The following is a 25,390-nucleotide window of genomic DNA, read 5'->3' on the forward strand; positions in this document are numbered from 1 at the left end:
GACGCGCGCCCACGCGGGCGCGGTCCTCGTCCATGTCGCGGATGCGGCGGGGTTTTCCGCCCCGCCGTGTCGTGGGCGGCGCGCGTGCCGGCTATTGCGGAATGACGGCGATGCCGTGCCCCTTGGGCAGCAGCCGCACCCTGGCTCCGGCGCCGACCTCGCCGCCATGGGCGGGGGCGGTGACGAAGAGTTCGCCGAGCGGCGTCTCGATCTCGTATTCCATGTATTTGCCGAGATAGCTCGCGGTTCGGACCGTGCCGGTCAGCCCGCCGGCATCGCCCTCGCCGAGCGGTTCGAGGCGCAGCGCGTCGGGCCGCACGGCGACCTTGACCGGGCCGGGGTCGAGGCCGCGCGCCGGCGCCTCGACGCTGGCGCCGCCAAGGTCGAGCGTCGCGGTCTCGCCGGTGACCGTCGTGATCGTGCCGTCGACCACGTTGGCATCGCCGATGAAATCGGCGACGAAGAGGTTCGCCGGGGCGTTCCACAGATCGCGCGGGTTTGCTATCTGGGCGATGCGGGCGTTCGACATGACGATGACCTCGTCGGAGACGGCCAGCGCCTCCTCCTGGTCGTGGGTGACATAGACCACCGTCAGGCCGAGATCCTTCTGCAGCGCGCGGATGTCCTCGCGCACCTTGCGGCGCAGGCGGGCGTCGAGGTTGGACAGCGGCTCGTCGAACAGCAGGATCGAGGGCTCGAGCACCAGGGCGCGGGCGACGGCGACGCGCTGCTGCTGGCCGCCGGAGAGTTCCGAGGGCAGCCGCGCGTCGTAGCCGGCAAGGCCGAGCAGGGCGAGCTTTTCGCGCGCCATCTCGGCGGCCTGCGCCTTGCCGATGCCGGAGGAGCGCGGGCCGTACATGACGTTTTCCAGCACGCTCATATGCGGGAACAGCGCATAGGACTGGAACACCATGGTGACGTCGCGCTCGGCCGCCGACAGATGCGTCACGTCCTTGCCGTCGATCAGGATCTTGCCTTCGCTGGCGAGTTCCAGCCCGGCGATCATGCGCAAGGTGGTGGTCTTGCCGCAGCCGGAGGGACCGAGCAGCGTCGTCAGCGTTCCGGCCTCGCAGCGGAAGGCGACGTTGTCGACGGCGGTCACCGTGCCGTAGCGTTTGGTGACGCCGATGAAGTCGAGGCTTGCCGGTCCCATCAGTGTCCCCCTGCGACGATGGAGTCGCTGCCGCGCCGGCCCAGCCTCGCCTCGCCGACGAGGAAGCGGATGGTGGCGATGGCGGCGATCATGAAGACGATCATGAAGGCGCAATAGGCGATGGCGAGCGAGTATTCGCCCGCCTCCACCCGGCCGACGATATAGGCGGTCGCCATGTTGTAGCGCGCCGTGACGAGGAAGATGATCGCCGAGACCGCCGTCATCGCCTGGACGAAGGAGAAGACGAGGGTGGCGACGATGGCCGGCTTCATCAGGGGCAGCACGACCGCGACCAGCGTGCGGCCCGTGCGCGCCCGCAAGGTCGCCGAGGCCTCGTCCAGCGAGGTGTCGATCTGCGACAGGGCGGCGATGCCGGCGCGCACGCCGACCGGCATGTTGCGGAAGACGAAGCAGGCGATGAGGATGAAGCCGGTGCCGGTGATCTCCACCGGCGGCACGTTGAAGGCGAGGATATAGGCAACGCCGATCACCGTGCCGGGAATGGCGAAGGACAGCATGGTCAGGAACTCCAGCGTCCTGCGGCCGCGGAAGCGCTGGCGCGCCAGCACATAGGCGGTCAGCAGGCCGATGATCGTGGTCAGGGGCGCTGCCGCCGCCGAGACCATCACCGTGGTCCAGAATGAGTTCCAGGCCGAGCCGGCCCATAACAGGCCGCCGCCGGACCATTCCACCAGGAAGCCGGTGCGCAGATGGTCGAGCGTCGGCGTCATGTCGAGACGGCCGATGTCCTTCACGAAGCCGCCGATCAGCACGATCGTGTAGACGGCGACGGTCAGCCCGATCCACGGCACGATGACGCCCCACAGGCCGGCCGGCAGGCCCTTCGGCAGGGCGGCGGGCACGCCGCTGTCGCCCTTGCCGGACACGGTGACGAAGGAGGTGTTGGCGAGCAGGCGCATCTGCACCAGGAAGGCGGCGAGCGTGAAGGCGAGCAGCACCATGGCGAGCACCGCGGCGCGGCCGGGCTCGTGCTGGGCGCCGACGATGGCGAAGAAGATCTTGGTCGACAGGACCTCGAAATTGCCGCCGAGCACGAGCGGGTTGCCGAAATCGGCAAGGCTCTCGACGAAGGCCAGCAGATAGGTGTTGGCGATGGCCGGCAGCAGCAGCGGCAGCGTCACGGTCAACAGGATGCGGGTGCGGTTGGCGCGCAGGGTCTGCGCCGCCTCCTCCAGCGTCGGCGACAGCGCCTTCAGCGCGCCGACCAGGATCAGGAAGGACAGCGGCACCTGCGACAGCACCTGCGCCAGCAGCACGCCGGGCATGCCGTAGAGCCAGCGGGTGCGCGGAATGCCGAACCACTCCCACAGGAATGTGGTGATGATGCCGGTGCGACCGAACAGCACGATCAGCGCCAGGCCGATGACGAAGGGCGGGGTGATGATCGGCAGGATGGCGAGCGCGTCGAAGGCGCGCGGGAAGCGCACCTTGGTGCGCACCGCGATCAGGGCAAGGCCGAGCGCCAGCGTCGTGGAGAAGAAGGCGGCGAGAATGCCGAGAATGACGGTGTTGGGGGCAACGCCGCAGCGCGCGTTCGACCACAGGCAGTCGAGCGCCCAGATGTCGGCCTGCAGCAGCCGGTCGAGGAACACGCCGGCGTCGGCCTGCCGCTCGCCCTGGAAGGCTTCCGAGAGCATGCGCAGCACCGGCCAGAACACGAACAGCACCACCAGCGCGCCGATGGTGACGACGCTGACCGAGACGAAGCGGTCGTTGCGGAAGGCGCCGAAGCGGGCGATGGCGCCGGCGGCAAGGGCAATCAGCGCTAGGGCGAGAATGCCGGCGCCGGGGCCGAGCGGCCGGGCGACCTCGCTCGCGGCAAAGCCGAGAGAGAGCGCGAGGACGGGGAAGAAACCGGCGACGACGAGCGCGGCGAGCGCCAGCGCGCCGCCGATCGACCCGAAAAGGGCGCCGGCGCGCTGGGCGCCGGCAAGGCTTGCGGCGCCCGACAGGGCGAGCGCGAGGCACCCGAGTGCCGGTGCCAGATGGCCGGCGGCGAGCACGCCGCCGAGGCGGGTGCCGTCGTCGGCATGGTAGGCCAGCACCGCCGGGCCAATCAGCCCGGCGGCGGCCAGGATCACCGGAAAACGGTCGATCATCGCGATGTTGTCGGTCGAGGGACGGTGGCGCGCCTCACTTCGGCGCGGCACCGACCTCCGCATCCCACTTCGACAGCAGACGGGTGCGCTCGGCCGACGAGCCGTATTTGGCGAAGTCGTAGTCGATCAGCTTGACCGACGACAGGTCCGGCGCCTCCTCGGGGGCCTTGGCCGCCTTGTTGGACGGCACCTGGAACGAGTTCGCCGCCGCGCCGATTTCCTGCGCCGCCGGGGTCAGCGCCCAGTCGTACCACTTCTTGGCGTTGTCCGGGTTCGGGCCGCCCTTGACGATCGACATGGAGCCGATCTCGTAGCCGGTGCCCTCGCAGGGGGAGACCACCTTGATCGGCGCGCCCTGGACGACCTGGGTGACGCCGTCATGCTGGAAGGTGATGCCGATCAGCGATTCGCCGGTGGCGGCGGCACGCGCCGGGGCCGCGCCCGACTTGGTGTACTGGTTGATGTTCTTGTGCAGGGCCTTCATGTAGTCGAACGCCTTGTCCTCGCCCATCAACTGCACCAGCGTTGCGACCATCGTGTAGGAGGTGCCCGACGAGTTCGGGTTGGCGACCTGAATCTCGTCGCGGAACGCCTCGCTGAGCAGATCCATCCAGCAGGACGGCTCCGGCTCGCCGGTGGAGGCGAGCATCTCGGTGTTGAACGAGTAACCGAGCGCGCCGGCATAGATGCCGACGGTCTTGTAGCCGGACTGCTCGGCCTGGGACACGGCCCAGGGCTGGAGCTGATCGAGCATCGGCGACTGGTATTCGGCCGTGAGGTCCTCCTCGGCCGCCTGCAGGTGCGGGTCGCCGGTGCCGCCCCACCACACGTCGCCGCGCGGATTGGCGGCTTCCGCCTTGATCTGGGCCAGCGTCTCGCCAGAAGACTTGCGGGTCATGTTGACCTTGATGCCGGTCTCGCGCTCGAAGGCCAGCGCCATCGGCCGGCACCATTCTTCCTGGACCGAGCAGTAGAGGGTGAGTTCGCCCGAAGCCGAGGCGGGCACGGCCCACACCAGTCCGGCGAGGCCGAAGGCGGCGCCCGAGGCGAGCGTCCGCAGGCCGACGGTGAACTTGCTGGCAGTCGTCTTCATGATTTCCTCCCTTTACGAAACAGGCTTGCAAACCTGTGCATTCGTGCGTTCAACTTGAATTGCGCGAGGCCGGTCGTCAATCTCCCGCCTTCGACCCTGGGGAAAGTGCCAGGGCTGAGGCAGAGGAGGAGAGCGACAGACCGGCGACGCGCGCGGTCTCCTCGGCGACAGCGGGGGCTGCGACGAGGATCGGATTTCCGTTCGTCCAGTCGCCGCTGAAGAAGTCGCTGACGCGGGCGCCCGCCTCGCTGGCGATGACGATCCCGGCGGCGACGTCCCAGGAGTTGATATGGCCTTCCAGATAGCCGTCGCTGCGGCCGCAGGCGACGGAGGCAAGGCCCATCGCGCCGGAGGCGGAGCGCTTGACATTGGCGCCGGCCTCGAACAGGGCGCGGACCGTGTCGATGAAGCGGCCGACCGGCAGGCGCGGCGACCAGCCATGCTCCAGGGTGGCACGGGTGATCGTGTCGGTGGCGGCCGCCTTGATCGGCTTGCCGTTCAGCGTCGCGCCATGGCCGCGCCGGGCCAGATAGGTCTCGCCGAGCGCCGGGGCGGCGATGCAGCCGAGTTCCGGGGTGCCGTTGAGGAGGAAGCCGATGGAAATGCACCAGGTGCGGTCGCCATGGGCGAAATTGGAGGTGCCGTCGATCGGATCGACGATCCACACCCGCTCGCTCACCTCGCCGCCGCCCTCCTCGCCCAGCACGCTGTCCTGGGGGAACACTTCGGCGATGCGGGCGCGAATCAGGGCTTCCACCGCCCCGTCGGCCTCGGTGAGCCAGTCCTGGGCGCCTTTCAGCGAGACGGCCATGGCGTCGCGATTGTCGAAATACCGCATGGCAAGGGCCGCGGCTTCGGCCGCAAGTCCTTGAAGGGCAAGAAACCGCAACGTCACGTCCGGATTCAGGGGTGCGCTCATGCTTTCCTCTTACTTAGCCGACAAATATCTGCCATCTTTGTTTTTCCACGTATTCGGCCGATGGAAAAGCGGTTTGTCGGCATCCTGCCGCCATGATTGACGGCGAGACTTCAGAACGCTCCGTGCCGGGCGGCTCCCGGCCCGGGCACGCGCAGCAATGGCGGATGAACATTACGGTTTGACGACGGTTTGGTGTTTGGCGGCGTCCGTCGGCGGCCCGGAGAGGGGCCGCGAGGCTGCCGGCAAAAGACGACAGGCACCGACATGACGGGCAAGAGGACGACGAAGAGATGATGAGTGCGAGTGCGGTCTTCGTGCAGCTTATCGGCGGCGTGGCGCTGCTGATCTGGGCGGTGCGGATGGTGCGCACCGGCGTGGTGCGGGCGTTCGGCTCCTCGCTCAGGGCGGTGCTCGCCTCGGCGACGCGCAACCGGACGACGGCGGCGCTGGCCGGCGCCGGGGTCACCGTGTTGATGCAGAGCGCCACGGCGACGGCGATGTTGCTCACCTCGTTCTCGCGGCGCGGGCTGGTGCCGCTCGCCATGGCGCTGGCGGTGGTGCTCGGCGCCGATGTCGGCTCGGCCATCGCCGCGCAGATCCTGTCGCTCGACGTCTCCTATCTGTGGCCGGTCTTCGTCACCGCCGGCGTCGTCACCTTCCTGTCGATGGAGGCCGACCGGGCGCAGTGCATCGGCCGGGCGCTGATCGGCCTCGGCCTGCTGACCCTGTCGCTGCAGGCGCTGCGGGCGACCGTGGTGCCGCTGGCGGAGTCCGAGACCTTCGCCCTGGTGCTCGCCGCGCTCGGCAGCGAGCCGATCCTCGCCGCCATCCTTGCCGCCGGCATCACCTGGGCGGCGCATTCCTCGCTCGCCGTGGTCCTCGTCATCGCCACCCTGGCGCTGACGGGGGCGGTAACTCCGACGCTGGCCATTGCCGCCGTGCTCGGCGCCAATGTCGGCGCCGCCGCCGCCCCGCTTTCGGCCAACTGGGGCGGGCCGCCGGAGACCAAGCGGGTGCCGCTCGGCAACATGCTGATGCGGGGCGCGGTCGCGGCGGTGCTGGTGCCGTTTTCCGGCGCGCTGGCCACTCTCGCCACCAGCCACGGCCTGGTCGGCGCGCGGCTGACCGTCGATGTGCATCTGGCCTACAACATTCTCGTCGCGCTGATCTTCATTCCGCTGGTCGGGCCGGTGTCGCGGCTTCTGGAGCGGCTCGTGCCGGCGGCGGCGCAGCCGGCGGACCCGAAGCGGCCCCGCTATCTCGGCAGCGCCGCCACCGACATGTCGTCGGAGGCGCTGGCCGCCGCCCATCGCGAGGCGCTGGCGCTCGGCGACCGGGTCGAGGCGATGCTGATCCGCTCGATGGAGGCGCTGGAGACCGGCGATCCGAAGCTGATCCGCGACATCCGCGCCAGCGACGATGCGGTCGACGCGGTCAACGAGGCGATCAAGCTGCATCTGGTGCGCATGTCGCGCAAGGGCATGTCGGAGGAGGATTCCCGCCGCTTCATGGAGATCCTCTCCTTCACCACCAATCTGGAGCATATCGGCGACGTCATCGACAAGCAGCTCCTGGAACTGGCGGAAAAGAAGGGGCGCGGCAACCTTGCCTTCTCCTCCGAAGGGCTTGCCGACCTCAAGGCGTTCCACGCCCGCGTCGCATCCAACTTCGCCACCGCGCTCAATGTCTTCGCCAGCGGCGATGTCGACCTGGCGCGCCGGCTGTTCGCCGAAAAGACGGCGATCCGCGATCTGGAGCGGCACTATGCCGAGCGCCACTTTGCGCGGCTACGCGAGGGGGTGAAGCTGTCGATGGAGACGACCTCGATCCACATGGACGTGCTGCGCGACCTGAAGCGCATCCACGGTCATTTCGTCGTCGTCGCCCAGCCGATTCTCGAGGCCTGCGGCGAGCTTGCCGACACGCGGCTGGTCGCCGCGCCGGCCGGCGGCGCGCGCCGCGAGGACGCAGCCTATCGCAGCACCGGCGGCGAACAGCCGGCCTGACCGTGCCGCCCGCCCGGCGGGCCGATGATTGGACGGGCCGCACGGGATCGTGCGGCCCGTCTTCGTTTCGCGGGGGCTTGATGGGGTTTCGCCGGGGGTTTGATGGGGCTTGACGGGCCTAATATATCGAATATTCTCGAAATATGGAAAAGACAGACGCTCTTTCGGCTTTCGCCGCCCTGTCGCAGGAGACCCGTCTCGACGTGTTGCGCCTGCTGATCCGGGCGGGGGGCGCGGGGATGGCGGCCGGCGACATCGCCGCCGCCCTCGGCGTGCGGCAGAACACGCTGTCGACCAATCTGGCGATCCTCACCCGTGCCGGCCTGCTGCGCAGCCACCGGCAGGGGCGGACGATCCGCTATGTCGCCGACATGGGCGGCCTGACGGCGCTGCTTGCCTTCCTGATGGAAGACTGCTGCGGCGGCGCGCCCGATGTCTGCCGTCCGCTGCTGGCGTCGCTACCGGCCTGCTGCGCGCCGGACCCCGTGATACGTTAAGGACCCTCATGACCATCGTCATTCACCACAATCCCGACTGCGGCACCTCGCGCAACGTGCTGGAGATGATCCGCGCCTCCGGCGAGGAGCCCGTGGTCATCGACTATCTCAAGACCGGCTGGACCCGGCCGCAGCTTCTGGCCCTGTTCGCCGGCGCCGGGCTGACCCCGCGCACCGCCCTGCGCGTGTCGAAGTCGCCGGCCGAGGAACTTGGCCTCACCGATCCCTCCGTCGACGACGAGACGATCCTTGCCGCCATGCTGGAGCATCCCATTCTGGTCAACCGGCCGATCGTCGTCACGCAAAAGGGCATCCGCCTGTGCCGCCCCTCGGAAGCCGTGCTGGAGATCCTGCCCAATGCGGCGATCGGCACGTTCCGCAAGGAGGACGGCGAGATCGTCGCCGGCTCCGCTTCCGGTACCGCTTCCGGGGCGGGGGAGGCCGCCTCGTGAGGTCCGTGACCGATCTTGCCGCCGCCGACCTGCCGAACATCGATTTTTCGCAGATGCGCCGGATCGACCCGGCCGACTACGCCCTGCCGGGCGAGGCCTTCCATCCCCCGCGCATCCTGCTGCTCTACGGCTCGCTGCGTCCGCGCTCCTTCTCGCGCCTCGTTGCGGAAGAAGCCCGCCGCCTGCTCGACTGGCACGGCTGCGAGACGCGGATGTTCGACCCGCGCGACTTGCCGCTCGTCGACGGGGCCGATCCGGAGCACCCCAAGGTGCGCGAACTGCGCGACCTCGCCATGTGGTCGGAGGGCATGGTCTGGGTCTCGCCGGAGCGGCACGGGGCGATGACCGGCCTGATGAAGACGCAGATCGACTGGCTGCCGCTGTCGCTCGGCGGCCTCCGCCCGACCCAGGGCAAGACGCTGGCGGTGATGCAGGTCTGCGGCGGCTCGCAGAGCTTCAACGCGGTCAACCAGATGCGCATTCTCGGCCGCTGGATGCGGATGGTCACCATCCCCAACCAGCCCTCCGTCGCCCGCGCCTTCGCCGAATTCGGCGAGGACGACCGGATGAAGCCGTCCTCCTATTACAACCGGATCGTCGACGTCACCGAGGAACTGGTGAAGTTCACGCTGATGGTGCGCGGGCGCTCGGCTGCGCTGGTCGACCGCTATTCGGAGCGGGTGGAGACGGCGGCCGAGGTCTCCGCGCGCGTCAACCAGCGCTCGATCTGACGCGGTTTCCACTGTCCTTGCCTGCCGCTGCCGCGCGGGTGCTCTGCCTGCCGCGGTCGCGCCCATGCTCTGTCTGGCGCGGTCGCGCCCGTGCTATCGTCCGGCGCAATCGCGACGACTGCTGCAAGGCGGATCGTCGATAAAGGGCGGAAACGGGTACGGCGGGTATGATCGACAAGCTGGAAATGTTCATTGCGCTGGTGCGCGAGCGCCATTTCGGCCGCGCGGCGGAGAGCATCGGCGTCACCCAGCCGACGCTGTCCTCGGCGATCCGCCAGCTCGAGGACCAGCTCAACGTCCAGCTCGTCCATCGCGGCTCGCGTTTCCAGGGGCTGACGCCGGAGGGCGAGCGGGTGCATGCGCTGGCCCTGCGGATCGTCGGCGACATGCGTGCCCTGCGCGAGGAGATGCGCGCCGTCCGCTCCGATCTGGAGGGCACCTTGCGCATCGGCGTCGTCCCGACGGCGCTGCCGATGGTCGCCGATCTCGTCTCTCCCTATGCGCTGCGCCACCCGCGCGTGCGCTTCCAGATCCTGTCGCGCACCTCGGCCGAGATCCTCGAGCAGATGGACCGGCTCGACCTCGATGCCGGCATCACCTATCTCGACGCCGACGCCCGGCGCCGCCGCACCGTGCTGCCGCTCTACCGCGAGCGCTATCGTCTGCTTGTCTCCGTGTCCGATCCGCTGGCAGCGCGCGACCGGATCGGCTGGCACGAGCTCGGCGGCGAGCAGCTCTGCCTGCTGACCCCCGACATGCAGAACCGCGCTATTGTCGACCGGCATCTTGCGGCCGCCGGGGTGACGCCGAAGGCCCAGGTCGAATCCAACTCGATCATCGCCCTCGTCGCCCATGTTATCACCGGCAAATGGGCCTCCGTGGTGCCGGAAAAGCTCGCCGGCATGTTCGTCTCCGCCGGCGCCATCGCCGCCGTGCCGATCGTCGGCGACAGCGCGGATGCGGGAGAGCCGATCGGCCTCGTCATGGTCCAGCGCGAGCCGCTGACGCCGCTGCTGGCGACCCTGTCGGAGGTCGCCCGGCAACTTGCCGTCTGAGCGGCGATTGCGACGCGAGTCTTAATTTTCGGGCATTTTGAGAGCGAATTTCGCAAAAATCGTCGCAACCTGAAATTGCGTTCAAGCCTTTGAAAAAACAGAACTTCCTTGTGATTCCGCGAGTTGGGTCGCGCAAGACCGATCCGGCCGGCAAAGGTGGCCGCAAGGGGTTGATCCCCGGCCGTTTGTCGCCCAGCATGACGGCACGGCTGTTGCGAAAGACCGGCAAAGGGGACGGGATGCGGGCGATTGGTTTCCTTCTGACACTGCTTCTTGTCCCCGTCGTCATGCTTGCCGAGGTCGCGTCCGGGTCTGCCTCCGACGACGGCGCCGGCTGGCTGATCGAGAGCTGCACGGCGAGCGGCGACACGCTCAATGTCCGCGCCGGGCCGGGCACCCAGCACCCGGTTCTGGCGACCCTGGAAAACGGCACCGGCCTCCGGGTCCGCTCGGGCAATCCCCGCGACCCGCGATCCTGGCTGCGGGTGGAACTGCTCGACGACCTGCAGGGCGAGGTGCACGGGTTCGAGCTCGACGGCTATGTTCTGGCGCGGCTGACCGTGACCGGCATGTGCCAGGTGTTGCACGATCCGGCGGTCGCTGGCCTTGCCGGATCGCGGATCGGCGGCCGCGACGTCACGCTCGGTCCCTGGGACCCTTACCACGACCTGCATCTCAACAATCCCGATCACCCGCAGAGCCGGCGGGTGCTCGATGTGGCGACGCCCGCCTATGAGGCGATGCTGGTGCGGGAAGGCTATGGCGAGGTGCTGGAGGGCGGCTCGCTCTATGCCCGCGAGGATGCGGAGGAAGAGGAGCGGCAGCGCCAGGCGGCGGCCGCCGCGCCGGCGCCGCTTGCGCCCGCTGCCCGGCCGCAACCTGTGGCCTCCGCCCCGGTCGATGTCTCGGCGCCGCCGGTCTGCGAGAGCCGCCAGCTCGTTCCCTCGGAGCGCGGCCTCGGCCACTTTGTCCTCGCCGACGCCGCTGGCACGCCGCAGGTGCTGTGGACGGCGCTGCGGCCCGATGTCCGGCTCGCGCGCCTCAGCCCGGCGCTGGCCGGGCCGCTGCCGTCCGGCGGCGGCGACGTCGGGTCCGGCGACCCGGTGCTGCTCCGCGACCAGACCCTCCGCCACGTCGGCGTATGGACCGGCACCGTCCGCTCCGCCTCCGGTTACCGCGATCAGGCACTGGGTCTGATCGATCCCGGCGGCCCGTCGGGCGGCGAGATCGAGACCCGCGCCCCGTCGCCCGCGGCAGGCCCCCTGCATGCCCATCGCAACGGCGATGGTAGTCTGATCCTATTGATGCTTAAAGGCTTTTCGGATCGCTCGTTGGTGGCTGTGCGCGCCGGGCGGGCAGGAGGCTGGCAGGTGGAAGAGGTGCAATCCGGCGGTTCTGGCGCCCGGATCGGCCATGTCATTGGCGCCTCGCATCCCAATGGCGACCTGACGGCGATCTGGAGCGAGCCCTTCGCGGACGGGGCAAGCATGAGCCGGCCGCACCTCTATATGGTGACGCGCGAGGCGGCGTCCGGCCGTTGGGGCGCTCCCGCGCGGATCACTGCGACGGGCAGCGACCGGGTGGCGATGACCAACGGCTATACCGGCGCGGTCGGTCTCGGCGGCGAACTGCTGCTCTGGTGGTCGGATGTGGGGGCGCCGCTGCGGGCGGCGCGGGTCGGCCTTGACGGGGCGGCTATCGGGCCGGTGCTTGAGCCGGACGGCGCACACACGCTGCTGGCGGGCGGTGCGGGGCCTTGGGGCGAGGCGCTGTTTGTCTTGGAACATCAAAGAGGTAGCAATAGCTGGGTGCGCATCGTCGATGGCGCGGTGAGCGTGCCGCAGCCCATCGAGGGGTTGCAGATGAAGCGCGCTTCCGGCGAGCCGCAGATCGAGCCGACGCGCGACGGCGGCTTCTGGCTGGTGCAGCGCGGCTGGGGGATTGACCGGATGCTGCGCTTCGACGGCGCCTCGGGCGCCTGGTCGCCGGAGACGCGCAGCGACAACCGTCCGCCGCAGGACGATGCACGGTTTGAGCGGGCGACCTCGGCCGGGCCCGCCGCCGTCCTGCCGGACGGGTCGCTGGCGCTGGCCACCAACCTGACGCATCGCAGCGGCGGCGGCCACGACATCCTGCTGCGGATCTGCCGCTGACCGGGCTGTTCTATTGCTGGGCCAGCGGGCGGGGGGACGGATGACAGGGCGGGAGGCCTGCGGCAACGAGAGGGAGCTGGCGGGGTCGCCGTGCGATTTATTTTGTCCCCGCGATATGAGGCCTTGTTTTGGTCACCGTTGGCGTCCATATAGGGGCATATCGATCTGGGTTGTCGAACTTTGTTCCTGAGCGCGCGTGGCGCGTGAACGGCGATCTTCCTCTCTCAAAATCGATCTGAACCGTCTGCCGTTTGCTTTTGCGGGGCAGGCACCTACCCGTTCGCGATATGAAAAGGAAATCGCCATGAACACCGGTACCGTGAAGTTCTTCAACACCACCAAGGGCTTCGGTTTCATCGAGCAGGGCGGCGGCAAGCCCGACGTCTTCGTTCACATCTCCGCGGTCGAGCGCGCTGGCATGACCAGCCTCGTCGAGGGCCAGAAGGTCAGCTTCGAGATCGTCACCGACCGCCGCAGCGGCAAGGCTGCCGCCGACAACCTGCAGGCCGCGTAAGGACCTGCAGCGTCGGGACTGACAGGCTTGGCGGACATATCCCCGCCTGTCAGGCGCCCTCAACGGCGACGCCCCGACGAACGCAATCGTGCTTCTGAGCGCTGACCACGGATGTACTGGCGGCACTCATCGAGGCAAAAGGGAAGGCCGGGTTCGCCCGGCCTTTTTGCGTTTTGGGGCGATCCCGATCCCTACAGCACCGCGCCGATCTGCCAGGGCACGAATTCGTGGTCGCCGAGGCCCAAAGCCTCGGATTTCGTGCGTTCGCCCGAGGCGGCGGCGATCAGCCGGGCATGGATCTCGCGGCCTTTTTCAGCCAATGAGACGCCGGTTTCCAGCACCTCGCCGGCATTGACGTCCATGTCCTCGCGCATCGCCCGGTAGAGCCGGTCGCTGGTCGCGATCTTCAGGGTCGGGGCGGGCTTGGAGCCGAAGGCCGAGCCGCGCCCGGTGGTGAAGGCGACGAGCTGGCAGCCGCCGGCGATCTGGCCGGTCGCCGAGACCGGGTCGTAGCCCGGTGTGTCCATGAAGACGAGGCCGGGACCCGTCACCTGTTCGGCGTAGCCGACGACCTCGTTCAGCGGCGTGGCGCCGGCCTTGGCGACGGCGCCGAGCGACTTTTCCAGGATGGTGGTGAGGCCGCCGGCCTTGTTGCCGGGGCTGGGGTTCTGGTCGAGCGAGGCGCCGTTCTGCGCCGCGTAGTCCTCCCACCAGCGGATGCGTTCGATCAGGCGGTCGGCGACCTCCTGCGAGGCCGCGCGCGACAGCAAAAGCTGTTCGGCGCCAAAGATTTCCGGGGTTTCCGACAGGACGACGGTCGCGCCCTGCGCCACCAAGAGGTCGCAGGCGATGCCGAGCGCCGGGTTGGCGGTTATCCCCGACCAGCCGTCGGAGCCGCCGCATTGCAGGCCGAGCTTCAGCGCCGCGACCGGCACTGGCCGGCGGGCGGTGCGGTTCACCTCCGGCAGCAGCTCGTGGACGGTCGCGACGATCCGCTCGATGGTGGCGCGGGTGCCGCCGTTCTCCTGGATCGCAAGGCCGTGGAAGCGGGTCTCCGTGCCGTCCGAATAGAGCGCCTTCATGCGCGCCACCTGCATCACCTCGCAGCCGAGGCCGACGAAAACCGCAGCGCCGACATTGGGATGGGTCGCATGGCCCCACAGCACGCGCTGGAGGATCTCCCAGCCCGGACCGTTCGAGGACATGCCGCAGCCGGTGCCGTGGGCGAAGGCGACGACGCCGTCGATGTTCGGCCAGTCGTCCAGCACGCCGGAGGCGTTGAGGATGTCGGCGGCCCGTCGCACCACGGTCGCCGAGCAGTTCACCGTGGCGACCAGCGCGATCATGTTGCGTGTTCCGGCGCGCCCATCAGTGCGCGGGTAGCCGAGGAAGCTGCCGGCGATATCCCCCTCGGCAAGGCGCGGGATGGCGGCGCGCGCCTCCTCCAGCTTGTCGGAGATGCGATAGGCGCGCTCATGCGCGCCGATCTCGCAATTGTGCGAATGGACATGCGCGCCGGCGGCAATTTCGGCCGTCGCATAGCCGATCACCTGGCCATACTTGACCACCGGCTCGCCCGCCCCGATGGCGCGGCGGGCGATCTTGTGCCCCGGCGCGACGGCGGCGGACAGCGGCGCCCCGAGCCCCAGCGGATCGCTGCCGGCCTCCGCGCGGGCGGCGAGCACGGCGACATTGTCGCGCTCCGAAAGCACGAGCGGCGGGCGGGCGGCGAGGCCGGTGTCGGTGTCAGGCATGGCGGGTTCCGGGGTGGGACAGGGCCGTGACGACGCCGCGCAGCTCGGCAAGGCCGCGCAGGCGTCCGATCAGAGGATAGCCCGGATGGGTGTCGCGGTCGAAGTCCGACAGCAGCTCGTGTCCGTGGTCGGGGCGGAAGGGGATTTCCGCGTCCGCCCGGCCCTCGTCCCGGCGCCGGCGCTCCTCGGTGAGCAGCGCGGCGACAAGCGCCACCATATCGGTGTCGCCGGCAAGGTGGGCGGCTTCCTCGAAGCTGCCGTCTGGCTCCTTGGCGACATTGCGCAGATGCGCGAAATGGATGCGCGGGGCGAAACGGCGGGCGATGGCCGGTACGTCGTTCGCCGGATTGGCGCCGAGCGAGCCGGAGCACAGGGTCAGGCCGTTGGCCGGCGTCTCGTCGCGGCCGAGGATCCAGGCGATATCCTGCGCATCCGAAACGATGCGGGGCAGGCCGAGAATGTCGCGCGGCGGGTCGTCCGGGTGGACGCACAGGCGCATGCCGAGCTCTGCGGCCGCCGGCACCACCTCGTCGAGGAAGCGGGCGAAATTTGCCCGCAGGGCCCGCGTGTCGATGCCCTCGTAAAGGGTGAGGGCTCGGCGCAGGGCCGGGATGTCGTAGCGGTCATAGGCGCCGGGAAGACCCGCCATGATCGCGGCGACGAGCTCCTCGTGCGCGGCTTCATCGCTTGCCTCGAACCACTGGCGGGCGCGGGCGCGCACCTCGTCCGGATAGTCCTCTTCCGCCCCCTCGCGCTCCAGCATGAACATCTCCAGCGCGCACATGCGCGCCGCATCGAAGCGCAGGCAGGTGCCGCCGCCCCGGATCGGGCTGGCAAGGTCGGTGCGCGTCCAGTCCAGCAGCGGCATGAAGTTGTAGCAGACGGTGAAGATGCCCTCAGCCGCAAGGTTGGCGAGCGACTGGCGGTAATTGGCAAAGAGCGGGGCGAGGTCGCCGTCGCCGCGCTTGATATGCTCGTGCACGGGCAGGCTCTCGACCACCTGCCAGGAGAGGTCGAGGCGGCTGGCGGCGATCATCGCCTTGCGGTCGGCGATGGCCTGCCGGCTCCAGATCTCGCCGTAAGGGATCTCGTGCAGCGCGGTGACGATGCCCCGCGCGCCGGTCTGCGCAATCTCGTGAAGCCCGATGCGGTCGAGCGGCCCGTACCAGCGCCAGCTTTCAAGCATGACAGGCCTCGACCATGGCGCGGGCACCGCGCTCGGCAAGGCCGGCATGGGCCTCGGCGAGCCGGTCGCGGAACGCTGCGTTGCCGGCAAGGCTGGCCGGAAAGATCTCGCGCAGGCCCAAAAGGGCATCGACCGTGGCCGCCGAGCCTTTCGCCGCATGGCACAGGGCGTTGAGGCGCTCGGCCATCGGGTCGCGCACGTCGATGGGGTTCCCCGAAAGATCGGCGCCGCCGACATAGGTCATCCACGCGGCGACCGACAGGATGAGGCCGGACATCGGCCGGCCGGCGGCAAGGCCCTCCTCGATCTGGCCGAGGATGCGCTGCGGCAGTTTCTGCGAGCCGTCCATGGCGATCTGCCAGGTGCGGTGGCGGATCGCAGGATTGGCGTAGCGCTCCTTGAGCCGGGCCGCATAGGCGGCAAGGTCGACGCCGGGCGGCGGGGTGAGGCCGGGCAGGATCTCGTCGGCCCAAAGGCGGTCCAGAAAGGTCGAGAAAGCCGGGTCGGCGACGGTGTCGGCGATGGTCTCGTGCCGCGCGAGATAGCCGAGATAGGCGAGCGAGCTGTGCGTGCCGTTGAGGCAGCGCAGTTTCATCAGCTCGTATGGGGCAACGTCCGCGACGAGTTCCGCGCCGCTTGCGCCAAGGTCCGGCCGGTCGCCGCCGACGAAATCGTCCTCGATCACCCATTGGCGGAACGGCTCGTGCAGCACCGGGCTCTCGTCGCGGCAGCCGATCAGGCGGGCGACATGGTTGAGATCGGCAGGGCTGGTCGCCGGCACGATGCGGTCGACCATTGTGGAGGGGAACCGGCCTTCCGCCGCGATCCACCGCGAAAGGGCAGGGTCGATCCGCTCGGCCAGCTCCAGCACCAGACCGCGCAGCATCGCGCCGTTGTGGGGGAGGTTGTCGCAGGTCAGCACGGTGAAGGGCTTTATCCCCGCCGTGCGGCGGCGGGCGAGCGCGCGCACCAGGAAGCCGAGGGCCGAGGCGGGCCGTGCCGGATCGGCAAGGTCCGCGATGATGTCGGGATGGGTAAGCGACAGCCGTCCGGTCGCCGGCTCGTGGCAATAGCCCTTCTCGGTGACGGTGAGGGTGACGATCCGCGTGGTGGGCGCGGCCATCAGGGCGACCACCGCCTCCGGGTCTTCCGGCGCGACGAGGACGCCGGCCAGCACGTCGACGATGCGCGGCACCTCGCCGCCGGGTGCGAGCTCCAGCGCGGTATAGGCGAAGTCCTGTGGCGCCAGCCGGTCGCGCTGGTCGGGCCGCTTCAAGGAGACGCCGACAATGCCCCAGTCGCCGCCGGAGGCAGCCATCGCCTCGGCGATGTAGAGGGCGCCATGGGCGCGGAAGAAGGCGCCGAGGCCGAGATGAACGATGCCGGTGCCGGGGCGCGGCCCGCCGCGGCGCGGTTTCAGGCGGGGCAGGTCAGCGGGCAAGCCAGCCTCCATCGACAGGGATCACCGCGCCGTGCACGTAGCGGGCGGCCGGGGAGCACAGGAAGACGGCGGTGCCGGCGATATCCTCGGGCGCGCCCCAGTGGCCGGCGGGGATACGCTCGAGGATCGCGGCCGAGCGGTCCGGGTCGTCGCGCAGCGCCTTGGTGTTGTTGGTGGCGATATAGCCGGGCGCGACGGCGTTGACGTTGATGTCTTTTGCCGCCCACTCGTTGGCGAGGATCTTGGTTATCCCCGCAACGCCGTGCTTGGCGGCGGTGTAGGACGGCACGCGGATGCCGCCCTGGAACGACAGCATCGAGGCGATGCTGACGACCGCGCCGCCCTCGCCGCGCGCCAGCAACTCGCGGGCGAAGGCCTGGGTGGTGAAGAACAGCGCCTTGAGATTGACGTCCATCACCGCGTCCCAGTCGTCTTCCGTGAAGTCGACGCTATCCCCGCGGCGGATGATGCCGGCATTGTTGACGAGGATCGAATGGCCCGAGCCGGCAAAGACGTCGCGCGCGGCCATCGGGTCGGCCAGGTCAAGGGTCAGCGAGGTCGCGCGGCCGCCGGCGGCTTCGATTGCGGCGACGGTCTCACTGCAGGAGCGGCGACCGGCGCAGGTCACCTCGGCACCGGCTTCGGCCAGCGCGAGGGCGATGGCCTGGCCGATGCCGGTATTGGCGCCGGTCACCAGCGCCTTGCGGCCGGAGAGCGAGAAGGAGGGGCTCATTTCATCTCCGCCATGCTGACGAAATCCATGTCCGTGTAGTCGACATTGTCGCCGGCCATCGCCCAGATGAACGTGTAGCTGCCGGTGCCGGCGCCCGAGTGGATCGACCAGGGCGGCGAGATCGCGGCTTCCTCGTTGGCGACGATGAGATGGCGGGTCTGCTGCGGCTCGCCCATCAGGTGCAGGACGCGCTGGTCCTCGGTCATGTCGAAGTAGAGATAGGCCTCCATCCGCCGGTCATGGACGTGAGCCGGCATGGTGTTCCAGACCGAGCCCTCCTCCAGCGTGGTGTAGCCGAGCACGAGCTGGCAGCTTTCCATCACCAGCGGATGGACGAACTGGTTGATGGTGCGCTTGTTGGAGGTCTCTGTGGCGCCGAGCTTCAGGCTGTTCGCCTCCGACAGGCGGATCAGCCGCGCGGGCAGGGTGCGATGCGCCGGGGCGGAGGTGATGTAGAAGCGCCCGCCGCCGGAGAAGGTGACGGGGCCCGCGCCCATGCCGAGATAGAGCACGTCGCCGCGCTCCAGCGTCCAGCTTCCGCCATCCGTCGAGACCTCGCCGGTCGCGCCGATATTGACGACGGCCATCTCGCGCCGCTCCAGGAAGGTGGCGGTGCGGGTTTCCTCGACCTTGTCGAGGGTGAGCTTGCCGGCGCCCGGCACCGCGCCGCCCAGCACGAAGCGGTCGTAATGGGTGTAGACGAGGCGGATCTCGCCGTCGCGGAACAGGCCTCCGGCATGGAAGTGGCGGCGCAGCTCGTCCGTGTCCATGCCCCTGGCATGGTCCTGGTGGACGGCGTGGCGGGTCTCGACGCTCAGCATGGCGGCTCCTTCAAAGGGGGATGTTCGGGATCAGAGGAAGTCGTCGCGGCGGGGCGTGAAGCCGTCGATCAGCCGCCCTGCCTCAAGGCAGCGGCAGCCGTGCACCGCGTTGGAGGGGATGACGAAACTGTCCCCGGGGCCGACCTCGAACTCCTCGCCGTCAAGCGAGAAGACGAAGCGGCCGCTTTCCACATAGGTGGACTGGATATGCGGATGGCTGTGCAGCGCGCCTTCCGCGCCGGCCTCAAAGGTGAAGGCGACGACCATCATCTGCGGACTGTCGGCGACGACGCGGCGGGTTATCCCCGGTCCGGGCGCGACTTCTGGAAAGGCGGCAAGGGGCGACATGGGGGGTGACATGAACGGGCTCCGGTTCGATCAGTGGAACAGCGAGGGCAGCCAGAGCGACAGGGCCGGCACATAGGTGACGAGCAGCAGGGTTCCGACGGCGGCGAAGTAGAAGGGCCAGATCGACCGCACCGCCTCCCAGACGGTGATCCTCCCGACGGCGCAGCCGACGAAGAGCACGGCGCCGACCGGCGGGGTGCACAGGCCGATGCCGAGATTGAGGATCAGGATGACGCCGAAATGGACCGGATCGACGCCGAAAGCCTGGGCAACGGGCAGGAAGATCGGCGTGGTGATGACGATCAGCGGCGACATGTCCATGAAGGTGCCGAGGATCAGCAGGATGATGTTGATCAGGAGCAGGACGAGAAGCGGGTTCTGGGAGATGTCCTGCATGACGGCGACGAGGGTCGTCGGTACCCGCAGATAGGCGAGCAGCCAGCCGAAGGAGGCAGCGCAGCCGATCACCAGCAGCACCATGGCGGTGGTACGCACCGCGGCGGTGGTCGCCAGCACGAAGGTCTGCCAGCTCATGGTGCGGTAGGCGATGGCGGTGATGAACAGGGCATAGACCACGGCGATGCACGAGCTCTCCGAGGCCGTGAAGATGCCGGAGCGCACGCCGCCGAAGATGATGGCGATCAGCAGGATGCCCGGGATCGCGTTGATCAGGAGGTAGCCGACCATGGCCCAGCCCTGGAACGGGTCGATGGGATAGTTGCGCTTCCGGGCGACGTACCAGGCGGCGAACATCAGCGCCAGCGCCAGCAGCAGGCCGGGCAGGATGCCGGCGGTGAACAGGTCGGCGATGGAGATCCGCCCGCCGGCGGAGATCGAATAGATGATCATGTTGTGAGAGGGCGGCAGCATCAGGGCGATGATCGAGGAGACGACGGTGACGTTGACGCCGTAGGCGACGTCATAGCCGCGCGCCTTCATCTGCGGGATCATCAGGCCGCCGATCGCCGAGGCATCGGCCGCGGCCGAGCCGGAAATGCCGCCGAACAGCACGGAGGCGGTGATGTTGACCTGGCCGAGGCCGCCGCGCAGATGACCGACCAGCGCACCGGCAAGCGCGACGAGGCGGCGGGCGATGTCGCCGCGCACCATCAACTCGCCGGCATAGATGAAAAAGGGGATCGCCATCAGCGCGAAGACGGAGACGCCGGAGTTCAGGCGCTGGAACACCACGACCGGCGGCAGGCCGAGATAGACGATGGTGGCGAAGGACGAGACGCCGAGGCAGAAGGCGACAGGCGTGCCGATCAGCAGCAGGGCGGTAAAGGTGCCGAAGAGGATCAACAGTTCCATCGGTCAATCCTCCAGTTCGGTTTCGCCGAAGCGCGCGGTCGGCAGGCCTGCGGCGCGGCGGGCGAGCCGCTCCAGCGAGAACAGGACGATGAGAACGCCGCCGGCGACGAGGGGCAGGAAGTCATAGGCGCCGGAGATGCCGAGCGAGGGCAGCTTGTTGCCGGCGGTGCGGGCGGCAAGCTCAGCGCCGTACCAGACCATGCCGGCACCGAAAGCGATGACGACCGCGTCGGAGACGGAGTGCAGCGCCAGTTTGACCTTCAGCGGCAGCACGTAGAGCAGCACGTCGAAGGACAGGTGGTAGCCTTCGCGGATGCCGACGGCAGCGCCCAGGAAGATGAACCAGCCCATCAGCATGACCGAGGCGGGCTCCGTCCAGGACTGGCTGTCGTTCAGCACATAGCGGTAGAACACCTGGACCGAAATGAAAGCGGTCATCAGCACGAGGCCCGTTGCCGACAGCCACAGGGCGATGCGGCCGATGATGCCCGTGATCCGCGCGACGGCGCGCATTGTCCCTTGCAAGATGCGTCCTCCCGGCAAGAAGAAGCCCGCGGCGGACCGGCCGCCGCGGGTTCGAAGTCACGTCGGGATCACTCGGTCGCCTGAATGCGGGCGACGAGGTCCTTCAGCTTGTCGGAGGTCACGTACTTCTCGTAGACCGGCTTCATCGCCTCGATGAACGGCGTCTTGTCGATCTCGCTGACGATCTGGACGCCGGCCTCGCGGATCTTGGCTTCCGAGGCCGCCTCGCGCTCGGCCCAGAGCTTGCGCATATGCGGGACGGAGTCCTTGGCCGCCTGGCGGATGATCTCCTGATCCTCGGCCGAGAGCTTGTCCCAGCTCTTCTTCGACATGACCAGCACTTCCGGGACGATCAGGTGTTCATCGAGCGTGAAGTGGCCGGCAACCTCGTAGTGGCCGGAGCTTTCGAAGGACGGCCAGTTGTTCTCGGCCCCGTCGATGACGCCGGTCTGGATCGAGGAATAGACCTCGCCATAGGGCATCGGCGTCGCGTTGGCGCCGAGCGCGTTGACCATGTCGACGAAGAGATCCGACTGCATGACGCGGAACTTCATGCCCGACAGGTCGGCCATGGTCTCGACCGGCTTCTGGCGGTTGTAGAACGAACGCGAGCCGGCGTCGTAGAAGGCGAGGCCGACGAGGTCATGGGCGGAGAAGGCTTCGAGGATTTCCTGGCCGATCTCGCCGTCCATCACCTTGTGCATGTGCTCGACGGAGCGGAAGATATAGGGCAGCGAGGGAACCTGGGTCTCCTCGATGATGTTGTTGAACGGCCCGAGCGAGACGCGGTTCATGTCGATCACGCCGAACTGGGTCTGTTCGATCGTGTCCTTCTCCTGGCCGAGCTGGGCCGAGTGGAACACCTCGATCTCGATGCGGCCGTTGGAGCGCTCCTTGACGAGCTCGCCGAGATACTTGACCGCCTCGACGGTCGGGTAGCCGTCCGGATGAGTGTCCGAGGACCGCAGGACGATGTCGGCCGCCTGCGCCGTCATGGCCGAGGCGGCGAGCAGCCCGACGGCTGCCGTCATGGTCTTCCAATGCTTCATGTTCAGTTCCTCCCTAGAGCAGTTTCGCCCGGTCACAGCCTGTAGGCGGCCTTGACCAGAGTGTAGGTGAGGTCGCGTGCGACCTCATATGCCTCGCCTTCGCCGAGCCTCCCGGTGGCGACGAGTGTGGCGAGGAATGCCGCATCCGACCGGCGCGCCACGTCGTGGCGGGCGGGGATGGAACAGAAGGCGCGGGTGTCGTCGTTGAACCCCACGGTGTTGTAGAAGCCGGCGGTCTCCGTCGCCATCTCGCGGAACCGGCGCATGCCTTCCGCGCTGTCGTGGAACCACCAGGGCGGGCCAAGACGGAGCACCGGATAGGCACCGGCGAGCGGCGCCAGTTCGCGTGCGTAGGACGTCTCGTCCAGCGTGAAGAGGATGATGGTGAGGCCAGGCTCGTGGCCGACCACGTCGAGCAGCGGCTTGAGCGCGCGGACATAGTCGGTGCGGGTCGGGACATCGAAACCCTTGTCGCGGCCGTGCCGGGCCATCACGGCAGGGGAATGGTTGCGGAAGGCGCCGGGATGGATCTGCATCACCAGCCCGTCGTCGAGGCTCATGCGCGCCATCTCGGTCAGCATGTGGCCGCGGAACCGCTCGGCTTCCTCCGCCGTGCAGCGCCCGGCCAGCGCCCTGTCGAAGAGGGCGGCAGCCTCGGTGGGCGACAGGTCCTCGGTGCGGGCGCTGGGCACGCCGTGGTCAGTGGCGGTGGCACCATGGTCCTTGAAGACGGCGCGGCGCGCCCGATGGGCGGCAAGGTAGCCGGACCAGGTCGTCGTCTCCTCGCCGGTGAGCTCGCCGAGGTGCGCGACATTTGCGGCAAAACCCTCGAACTCGGGATCAGTGACCGCGTCCGGTCGATAGGCGGTGATGACCCGGCCGCCCCAGCCGCTGTCGCGGATCGCGCGGTGATGGGTGAGCGGGTCGAGCGCCGATTCCGTGGTGGCGATGACCTCGATGTTGAAGCGATCATAGAGGGCGCGCGGCCGGAACTGCGGCCGGGCAAGGCAGTCGGCGATATGGTCGTAGATGCGCGTCGCGGTCTCAGGGCCGAGCGGCTCATCGATGCCGAAGACCTCCTGGAAGGAATGGGTCAGCCAGAGCGCGGAGGGCGTGCCGCGGAACAGGTGGAAGTTGTCGGCGAACAGTTTCCAGATGCGGCGCGGGTCGCGCTCGCTGGCGCCGCCGTCGACCCTCGGCACGCCGAGATCGGTCAGCGGGATACCTTGCGAACCCAGCATGCGGAAGACGTAGTGGTCCGGCACGACGAAGAGCTCGGCCGGATCGGGGAACGGCTCGTTCAGCGCGAACCAGGCCGGATCGGTATGGCCATGCGGGCTGACGATCGGCAGGTCGCGGATGGTCCGGTAGATGTCGCGGGCAAGGCCACGCGTGCGCGGCTCCACCGGAAACAGCCGGTCCTCGTCCAACAGCGCCATTCCGATCCTCCCTGCCTCCCCCTGTCGCGTTTCTCGCATCTCATTCTTGGGGGTGGCGAACTAACTAGTAATCTAATATGTTAGTCGGCAAGTTGAGTCAACGCCTCCGGACAAGGACGGCGGCGAATTGTCAAACTGGGCGGCAGTCGCTAGGACGGGCCTCCCGGCAAATGCCGGAAAACCGGCGCGGACGACACGTCCGGCAGCGTGGCGGCTCCGTATGCGGCTTCGGATCATCCGGAGACGGACAGGGCGGCCGCAGGGAGGGCAGGGGAATGACGGAACAGATCAAGCTCAGGACGCTCGACATGACCCGCGTGCCGTCCGTGACCGATCTGGTCTTCGCGGAACTCTACAACCGGGTGGTCGGGCTCGACCTGTTGCCCGGCACCAAACTGTCGGAGGCGGAAGTCGCCAAGCAGATGGGGGTCAGCCGGCAGCCGGTGCGCGACGCCTTCTACCGGCTGTCGCAGCAGGGCTTCCTGCTGATCCGCCCGCAGCGCGCCACGGTGGTGACGCCGATCTCGGTGGAGGCGGTGCACCGGGCCCGCTTCATCCGCACCGCGCTGGAACTCGAGACCGTGCGCGCGGCGATGGCCAATATCCGGCCGGAGCATTTCGGCGAGTTGGAAGACCTGATCGGCGAGCAGGAAAAGGCGGCGGACCGGGATGATCGCGCCGGCTTCCACGCGCTCGACGACAGTTTCCACAACCGGATCTGCGAGATCGCCGGACAGGGGCATGTCTGGGCGCTGATCCGCGACCACAAGGCGCATATGGACCGGGTGCGCTATCTGTCGCTGGAAAACGGCGCAAGGCTGGCGATGGAGGATCACGTCTCCATTCTGGAGGCGGTGCGGGCCGGCGACGAGGTGGCGGCCGTGGCGCGGATGCGCTCGCATCTGGGACGGATCGCTGGCATCATCGACGACATTCGCGCAGCGCATGGCGCCTATTTCGATCCCGACGAGGCGTGACGCCGCCGGGCCAGCCGGTCAGGTCATGCGGCCGCGCGCGGCGATGTCGATCTCCTCGACGCCGCCATCGGCCGCCAGCAGCCAGGCGCGGTCGAACAGGTTCGTCACCACGCAGCAGTGGTTGGGCACGATGCGGACGCGGTCGCCGACGGCAAGGCTGCCGGCGGGGATCTCGACCACCGCATGCTCCTCGCTGAGCGCGGCGATCTGCGCATCCGGATGGCCGATGATGGTGCCGTGGCCGGTGAGGCCGAGCAGATCCGAGGAAAGTGCCTTGGAGCCTGCATCGAGCACGGCCCGGGTCGGCGTCGGCCGGCTGACGACGGTGGCATGCACCGTCAGGGCGCAATCGTCGAGGGTGCAGGCGCCGCGCTCGACCAAGGAGCGATCGTTGTAGATATAGGTGCCGGCGCGATACTCGGTGACGAGGTTGCGGGACCCGCCCTCCGCTTCGCCCGCATGCCACATGTCGGGCGAGCCGCCGCTGGAGATTTCCGGGCACTCGATGCCGCGCGCGGCGAGCAGGGCCAGCGCCTCGCCCATGAAACGCTCGACATTGCCGGCCTTTCCGGGGGCCGGATAGGTCATCAGCCCGGCGAAGGCGAGGCCGGGCGCAGCCGTGATCCGGGCGGCGAGATCCGCCGCTTCTGCTGAGGTCTGGACGCCGCAGCGCCCCGCGCCCGTGTCGCATTCCACCATCACATGCAGCGTTGCCGCGCCATCCGCGAAGGCGGCGGCGAGGCCGTCCACCGTCGTCTTGCTGTCGGCGACGACGGCAAGGCGGGCGATGCGCCCGGCGAGCGCCTTCAGTCGCGCAAGCTTGGCCTCGCCCAGGATGTTGAAGGTGATGAGGATGTCGTCGATGCCGGCATCGGCCATCACCTCCGCCTCGCCGATCTTCTGGCAGGTGATGCCGCGCGCGCCGGCCGCGATCTGCGCCTTGGCGAAGCGCGGCAGCTTGTGGGTCTTGATATGCGGCCGGCTCTTGAGGCCGAGCCGGTCGCAATGGGCCTGGAAGCGGGCGATGTTGGCGAGCGCCACCGCCTCGTCCAGCACGAGGGCGGGGGTCTCCGGCTGGAAGGGCGCGTCGGCGGTCATGGCGTGGTCCCGTAT

Annotated in this window: 23 protein-coding genes; 8 read left to right on the plus strand and 15 right to left on the minus strand. The window is 68.7% G+C overall.

Annotation, left to right across the window (positions count from 1 at the left end; genetic code table 11):
* Positions 1-91: 91 nt before the first annotated feature.
* The 4 genes from TSB10GB4_RS17455 to TSB10GB4_RS17470 form a co-directional block, all read right to left on the minus strand.
* Positions 92-1,153: an ABC transporter ATP-binding protein gene (locus TSB10GB4_RS17455; RefSeq protein WP_186396778.1), complete on the minus strand. Its 1,062-nt coding sequence runs from the start codon at positions 1,151-1,153 to the stop codon at positions 92-94.
* On the minus strand, positions 1,153-3,324 hold the full coding sequence (locus TSB10GB4_RS17460; RefSeq protein WP_208984853.1) for an iron ABC transporter permease: 2,172 nt from the start codon (positions 3,322-3,324) through the stop codon (positions 1,153-1,155). Before TSB10GB4_RS17460 ends, TSB10GB4_RS17455 begins: the two co-directional genes overlap by 1 nt.
* Entirely contained in the window at positions 3,308-4,366 is a 1,059-nt protein-coding gene (locus TSB10GB4_RS17465) for an ABC transporter substrate-binding protein (protein ID WP_186396779.1), read from the minus strand. Before TSB10GB4_RS17465 ends, TSB10GB4_RS17460 begins: the two co-directional genes overlap by 17 nt.
* Before the next feature lie 76 nt (positions 4,367-4,442).
* A complete protein-coding gene (locus TSB10GB4_RS17470; protein WP_186396780.1) occupies positions 4,443-5,285 on the minus strand; it encodes an inositol monophosphatase family protein in 843 nt (280 codons plus the stop codon).
* 290 nt (positions 5,286-5,575) lie between these two features.
* Here TSB10GB4_RS17470 and TSB10GB4_RS17475 point away from each other — a divergent pair, with 290 nt between their 5' ends.
* From TSB10GB4_RS17475 to TSB10GB4_RS17505, 7 genes are all read left to right on the plus strand, one after another.
* Complete coding sequence (locus TSB10GB4_RS17475) at positions 5,576-7,291, plus strand: Na/Pi cotransporter family protein (RefSeq protein WP_186396781.1); 1,716 nt, start codon at positions 5,576-5,578, stop codon at positions 7,289-7,291.
* 143 nt (positions 7,292-7,434) lie between these two features.
* On the plus strand, positions 7,435-7,788 hold the full coding sequence (locus tag TSB10GB4_RS17480) for a helix-turn-helix transcriptional regulator (protein ID WP_186396782.1): 354 nt from the start codon (positions 7,435-7,437) through the stop codon (positions 7,786-7,788).
* Between the two features lie 8 nt (positions 7,789-7,796).
* Positions 7,797-8,240, plus strand: a complete 444-nt coding sequence (gene arsC / locus TSB10GB4_RS17485; RefSeq protein ID WP_186396783.1) for an arsenate reductase (glutaredoxin) — start codon at positions 7,797-7,799, stop codon at positions 8,238-8,240.
* A 5-nt stretch (positions 8,241-8,245) separates the two neighbouring features.
* Positions 8,246-8,971, plus strand: a complete 726-nt coding sequence (arsH, locus tag TSB10GB4_RS17490) for an arsenical resistance protein ArsH (protein ID WP_186396846.1) — start codon at positions 8,246-8,248, stop codon at positions 8,969-8,971.
* Positions 8,972-9,138: 167 nt separating this feature from the next.
* Complete coding sequence (locus TSB10GB4_RS17495; protein WP_186396784.1) at positions 9,139-10,026, plus strand: LysR family transcriptional regulator; 888 nt, start codon at positions 9,139-9,141, stop codon at positions 10,024-10,026.
* A 239-nt stretch (positions 10,027-10,265) separates the two neighbouring features.
* Entirely contained in the window at positions 10,266-12,179 is a 1,914-nt protein-coding gene (locus TSB10GB4_RS17500; protein ID WP_186396785.1) for an SH3 domain-containing protein, read from the plus strand.
* 304 nt (positions 12,180-12,483) lie between these two features.
* A complete protein-coding gene (locus TSB10GB4_RS17505; RefSeq protein ID WP_186388103.1) occupies positions 12,484-12,693 on the plus strand; it encodes a cold-shock protein in 210 nt (69 codons plus the stop codon).
* A gap of 191 nt (positions 12,694-12,884) precedes the next feature.
* On the opposite strand, the gene TSB10GB4_RS17510 is transcribed toward TSB10GB4_RS17505, so the two are convergent.
* The 10 genes from TSB10GB4_RS17510 to uxaC all read right to left on the minus strand — a co-directional run bounded on the left by TSB10GB4_RS17510 (position 12,885) and on the right by uxaC (position 23,300).
* Positions 12,885-14,447 carry a UxaA family hydrolase gene (locus TSB10GB4_RS17510; RefSeq protein ID WP_186396786.1) on the minus strand — a complete coding sequence of 521 codons (1,563 nt, stop codon included), beginning with the start codon at positions 14,445-14,447 and terminating at the stop codon, positions 12,885-12,887.
* Entirely contained in the window at positions 14,440-15,633 is a 1,194-nt protein-coding gene (gene uxuA, locus TSB10GB4_RS17515) for a mannonate dehydratase (RefSeq protein ID WP_186396787.1), read from the minus strand. Before uxuA ends, TSB10GB4_RS17510 begins: the two co-directional genes overlap by 8 nt.
* On the minus strand, positions 15,626-17,074 hold the full coding sequence (locus TSB10GB4_RS17520; protein WP_244570942.1) for a mannitol dehydrogenase family protein: 1,449 nt from the start codon (positions 17,072-17,074) through the stop codon (positions 15,626-15,628). Before TSB10GB4_RS17520 ends, uxuA begins: the two co-directional genes overlap by 8 nt.
* Positions 17,064-17,807, minus strand: coding sequence for a 2-dehydro-3-deoxy-D-gluconate 5-dehydrogenase KduD (gene kduD / locus TSB10GB4_RS17525; RefSeq protein WP_186396789.1), 744 nt, complete (start codon positions 17,805-17,807; stop codon positions 17,064-17,066). Before kduD ends, TSB10GB4_RS17520 begins: the two co-directional genes overlap by 11 nt.
* Positions 17,804-18,628 carry a 5-dehydro-4-deoxy-D-glucuronate isomerase gene (kduI, locus tag TSB10GB4_RS17530; protein ID WP_186396790.1) on the minus strand — a complete coding sequence of 275 codons (825 nt, stop codon included), beginning with the start codon at positions 18,626-18,628 and terminating at the stop codon, positions 17,804-17,806. Before kduI ends, kduD begins: the two co-directional genes overlap by 4 nt.
* A gap of 30 nt (positions 18,629-18,658) precedes the next feature.
* On the minus strand, positions 18,659-18,976 hold the full coding sequence (locus TSB10GB4_RS17535; RefSeq protein WP_186396847.1) for a cupin domain-containing protein: 318 nt from the start codon (positions 18,974-18,976) through the stop codon (positions 18,659-18,661).
* Between the two features lie 30 nt (positions 18,977-19,006).
* A complete protein-coding gene (locus tag TSB10GB4_RS17540) occupies positions 19,007-20,287 on the minus strand; it encodes a TRAP transporter large permease (RefSeq protein WP_186396791.1) in 1,281 nt (426 codons plus the stop codon).
* A 3-nt stretch (positions 20,288-20,290) separates the two neighbouring features.
* Positions 20,291-20,800 carry a TRAP transporter small permease gene (locus TSB10GB4_RS17545; protein ID WP_186396848.1) on the minus strand — a complete coding sequence of 170 codons (510 nt, stop codon included), beginning with the start codon at positions 20,798-20,800 and terminating at the stop codon, positions 20,291-20,293.
* A gap of 80 nt (positions 20,801-20,880) precedes the next feature.
* Positions 20,881-21,861 carry a TRAP transporter substrate-binding protein gene (locus tag TSB10GB4_RS17550; protein ID WP_186396792.1) on the minus strand — a complete coding sequence of 327 codons (981 nt, stop codon included), beginning with the start codon at positions 21,859-21,861 and terminating at the stop codon, positions 20,881-20,883.
* Positions 21,862-21,893: 32 nt separating this feature from the next.
* Positions 21,894-23,300 carry a glucuronate isomerase gene (uxaC, locus tag TSB10GB4_RS17555; protein ID WP_186396793.1) on the minus strand — a complete coding sequence of 469 codons (1,407 nt, stop codon included), beginning with the start codon at positions 23,298-23,300 and terminating at the stop codon, positions 21,894-21,896.
* A gap of 275 nt (positions 23,301-23,575) precedes the next feature.
* Between uxaC and TSB10GB4_RS17560 the strand changes: the two genes are divergently transcribed.
* Positions 23,576-24,277: a GntR family transcriptional regulator gene (locus TSB10GB4_RS17560; protein WP_186388094.1), complete on the plus strand. Its 702-nt coding sequence runs from the start codon at positions 23,576-23,578 to the stop codon at positions 24,275-24,277.
* Positions 24,278-24,295: 18 nt separating this feature from the next.
* Here TSB10GB4_RS17560 and TSB10GB4_RS17565 read toward each other — a convergent pair whose 3' ends face one another.
* On the minus strand, positions 24,296-25,375 hold the full coding sequence (locus tag TSB10GB4_RS17565; RefSeq protein ID WP_186396794.1) for a D-TA family PLP-dependent enzyme: 1,080 nt from the start codon (positions 25,373-25,375) through the stop codon (positions 24,296-24,298).
* Between the last annotated feature and the right edge of the window lie 15 nt (positions 25,376-25,390).

Origin of the sequence: Stappia sp. TSB10GB4, assembly GCF_900185745.1 — a bacterium.
Lineage (GTDB): Bacteria > Pseudomonadota > Alphaproteobacteria > Rhizobiales > Stappiaceae > Stappia.

Bases quoted from the DNA above. Each gene is read 5' to 3' on its own strand.
- arsC (WP_186396783.1), top strand. From the start codon at position 7,797: ATGACCATCGTCATTCACCACAATCCCGACTGCGGCACCTCGCGCAAC.
- kduD (WP_186396789.1), bottom strand. From the start codon at position 17,807: ATGAGCCCCTCCTTCTCGCTCTCCGGCCGCAAGGCGCTGGTGACCGGC.
- uxuA (WP_186396787.1), bottom strand. From the start codon at position 15,633: ATGCTTGAAAGCTGGCGCTGGTACGGGCCGCTCGACCGCATCGGGCTT.
- TSB10GB4_RS17475 (WP_186396781.1), top strand. From the start codon at position 5,576: ATGATGAGTGCGAGTGCGGTCTTCGTGCAGCTTATCGGCGGCGTGGCG.
- TSB10GB4_RS17500 (WP_186396785.1), top strand. From the start codon at position 10,266: ATGCGGGCGATTGGTTTCCTTCTGACACTGCTTCTTGTCCCCGTCGTC.
- TSB10GB4_RS17465 (WP_186396779.1), bottom strand. From the start codon at position 4,366: ATGAAGACGACTGCCAGCAAGTTCACCGTCGGCCTGCGGACGCTCGCC.
- TSB10GB4_RS17510 (WP_186396786.1), bottom strand. From the start codon at position 14,447: ATGCCTGACACCGACACCGGCCTCGCCGCCCGCCCGCCGCTCGTGCTT.
- kduI (WP_186396790.1), bottom strand. From the start codon at position 18,628: ATGCTGAGCGTCGAGACCCGCCACGCCGTCCACCAGGACCATGCCAGG.
- uxaC (WP_186396793.1), bottom strand. From the start codon at position 23,300: ATGGCGCTGTTGGACGAGGACCGGCTGTTTCCGGTGGAGCCGCGCACG.
- TSB10GB4_RS17480 (WP_186396782.1), top strand. From the start codon at position 7,435: ATGGAAAAGACAGACGCTCTTTCGGCTTTCGCCGCCCTGTCGCAGGAG.
- TSB10GB4_RS17535 (WP_186396847.1), bottom strand. From the start codon at position 18,976: ATGTCGCCCCTTGCCGCCTTTCCAGAAGTCGCGCCCGGACCGGGGATA.
- TSB10GB4_RS17550 (WP_186396792.1), bottom strand. From the start codon at position 21,861: ATGAAGCATTGGAAGACCATGACGGCAGCCGTCGGGCTGCTCGCCGCC.
- TSB10GB4_RS17505 (WP_186388103.1), top strand. From the start codon at position 12,484: ATGAACACCGGTACCGTGAAGTTCTTCAACACCACCAAGGGCTTCGGT.
- TSB10GB4_RS17455 (WP_186396778.1), bottom strand. From the start codon at position 1,153: ATGGGACCGGCAAGCCTCGACTTCATCGGCGTCACCAAACGCTACGGC.
- TSB10GB4_RS17470 (WP_186396780.1), bottom strand. From the start codon at position 5,285: ATGAGCGCACCCCTGAATCCGGACGTGACGTTGCGGTTTCTTGCCCTT.
- TSB10GB4_RS17495 (WP_186396784.1), top strand. From the start codon at position 9,139: ATGATCGACAAGCTGGAAATGTTCATTGCGCTGGTGCGCGAGCGCCAT.
- TSB10GB4_RS17540 (WP_186396791.1), bottom strand. From the start codon at position 20,287: ATGGAACTGTTGATCCTCTTCGGCACCTTTACCGCCCTGCTGCTGATC.
- TSB10GB4_RS17560 (WP_186388094.1), top strand. From the start codon at position 23,576: ATGACGGAACAGATCAAGCTCAGGACGCTCGACATGACCCGCGTGCCG.
- TSB10GB4_RS17545 (WP_186396848.1), bottom strand. From the start codon at position 20,800: ATGCGCGCCGTCGCGCGGATCACGGGCATCATCGGCCGCATCGCCCTG.
- TSB10GB4_RS17565 (WP_186396794.1), bottom strand. From the start codon at position 25,375: ATGACCGCCGACGCGCCCTTCCAGCCGGAGACCCCCGCCCTCGTGCTG.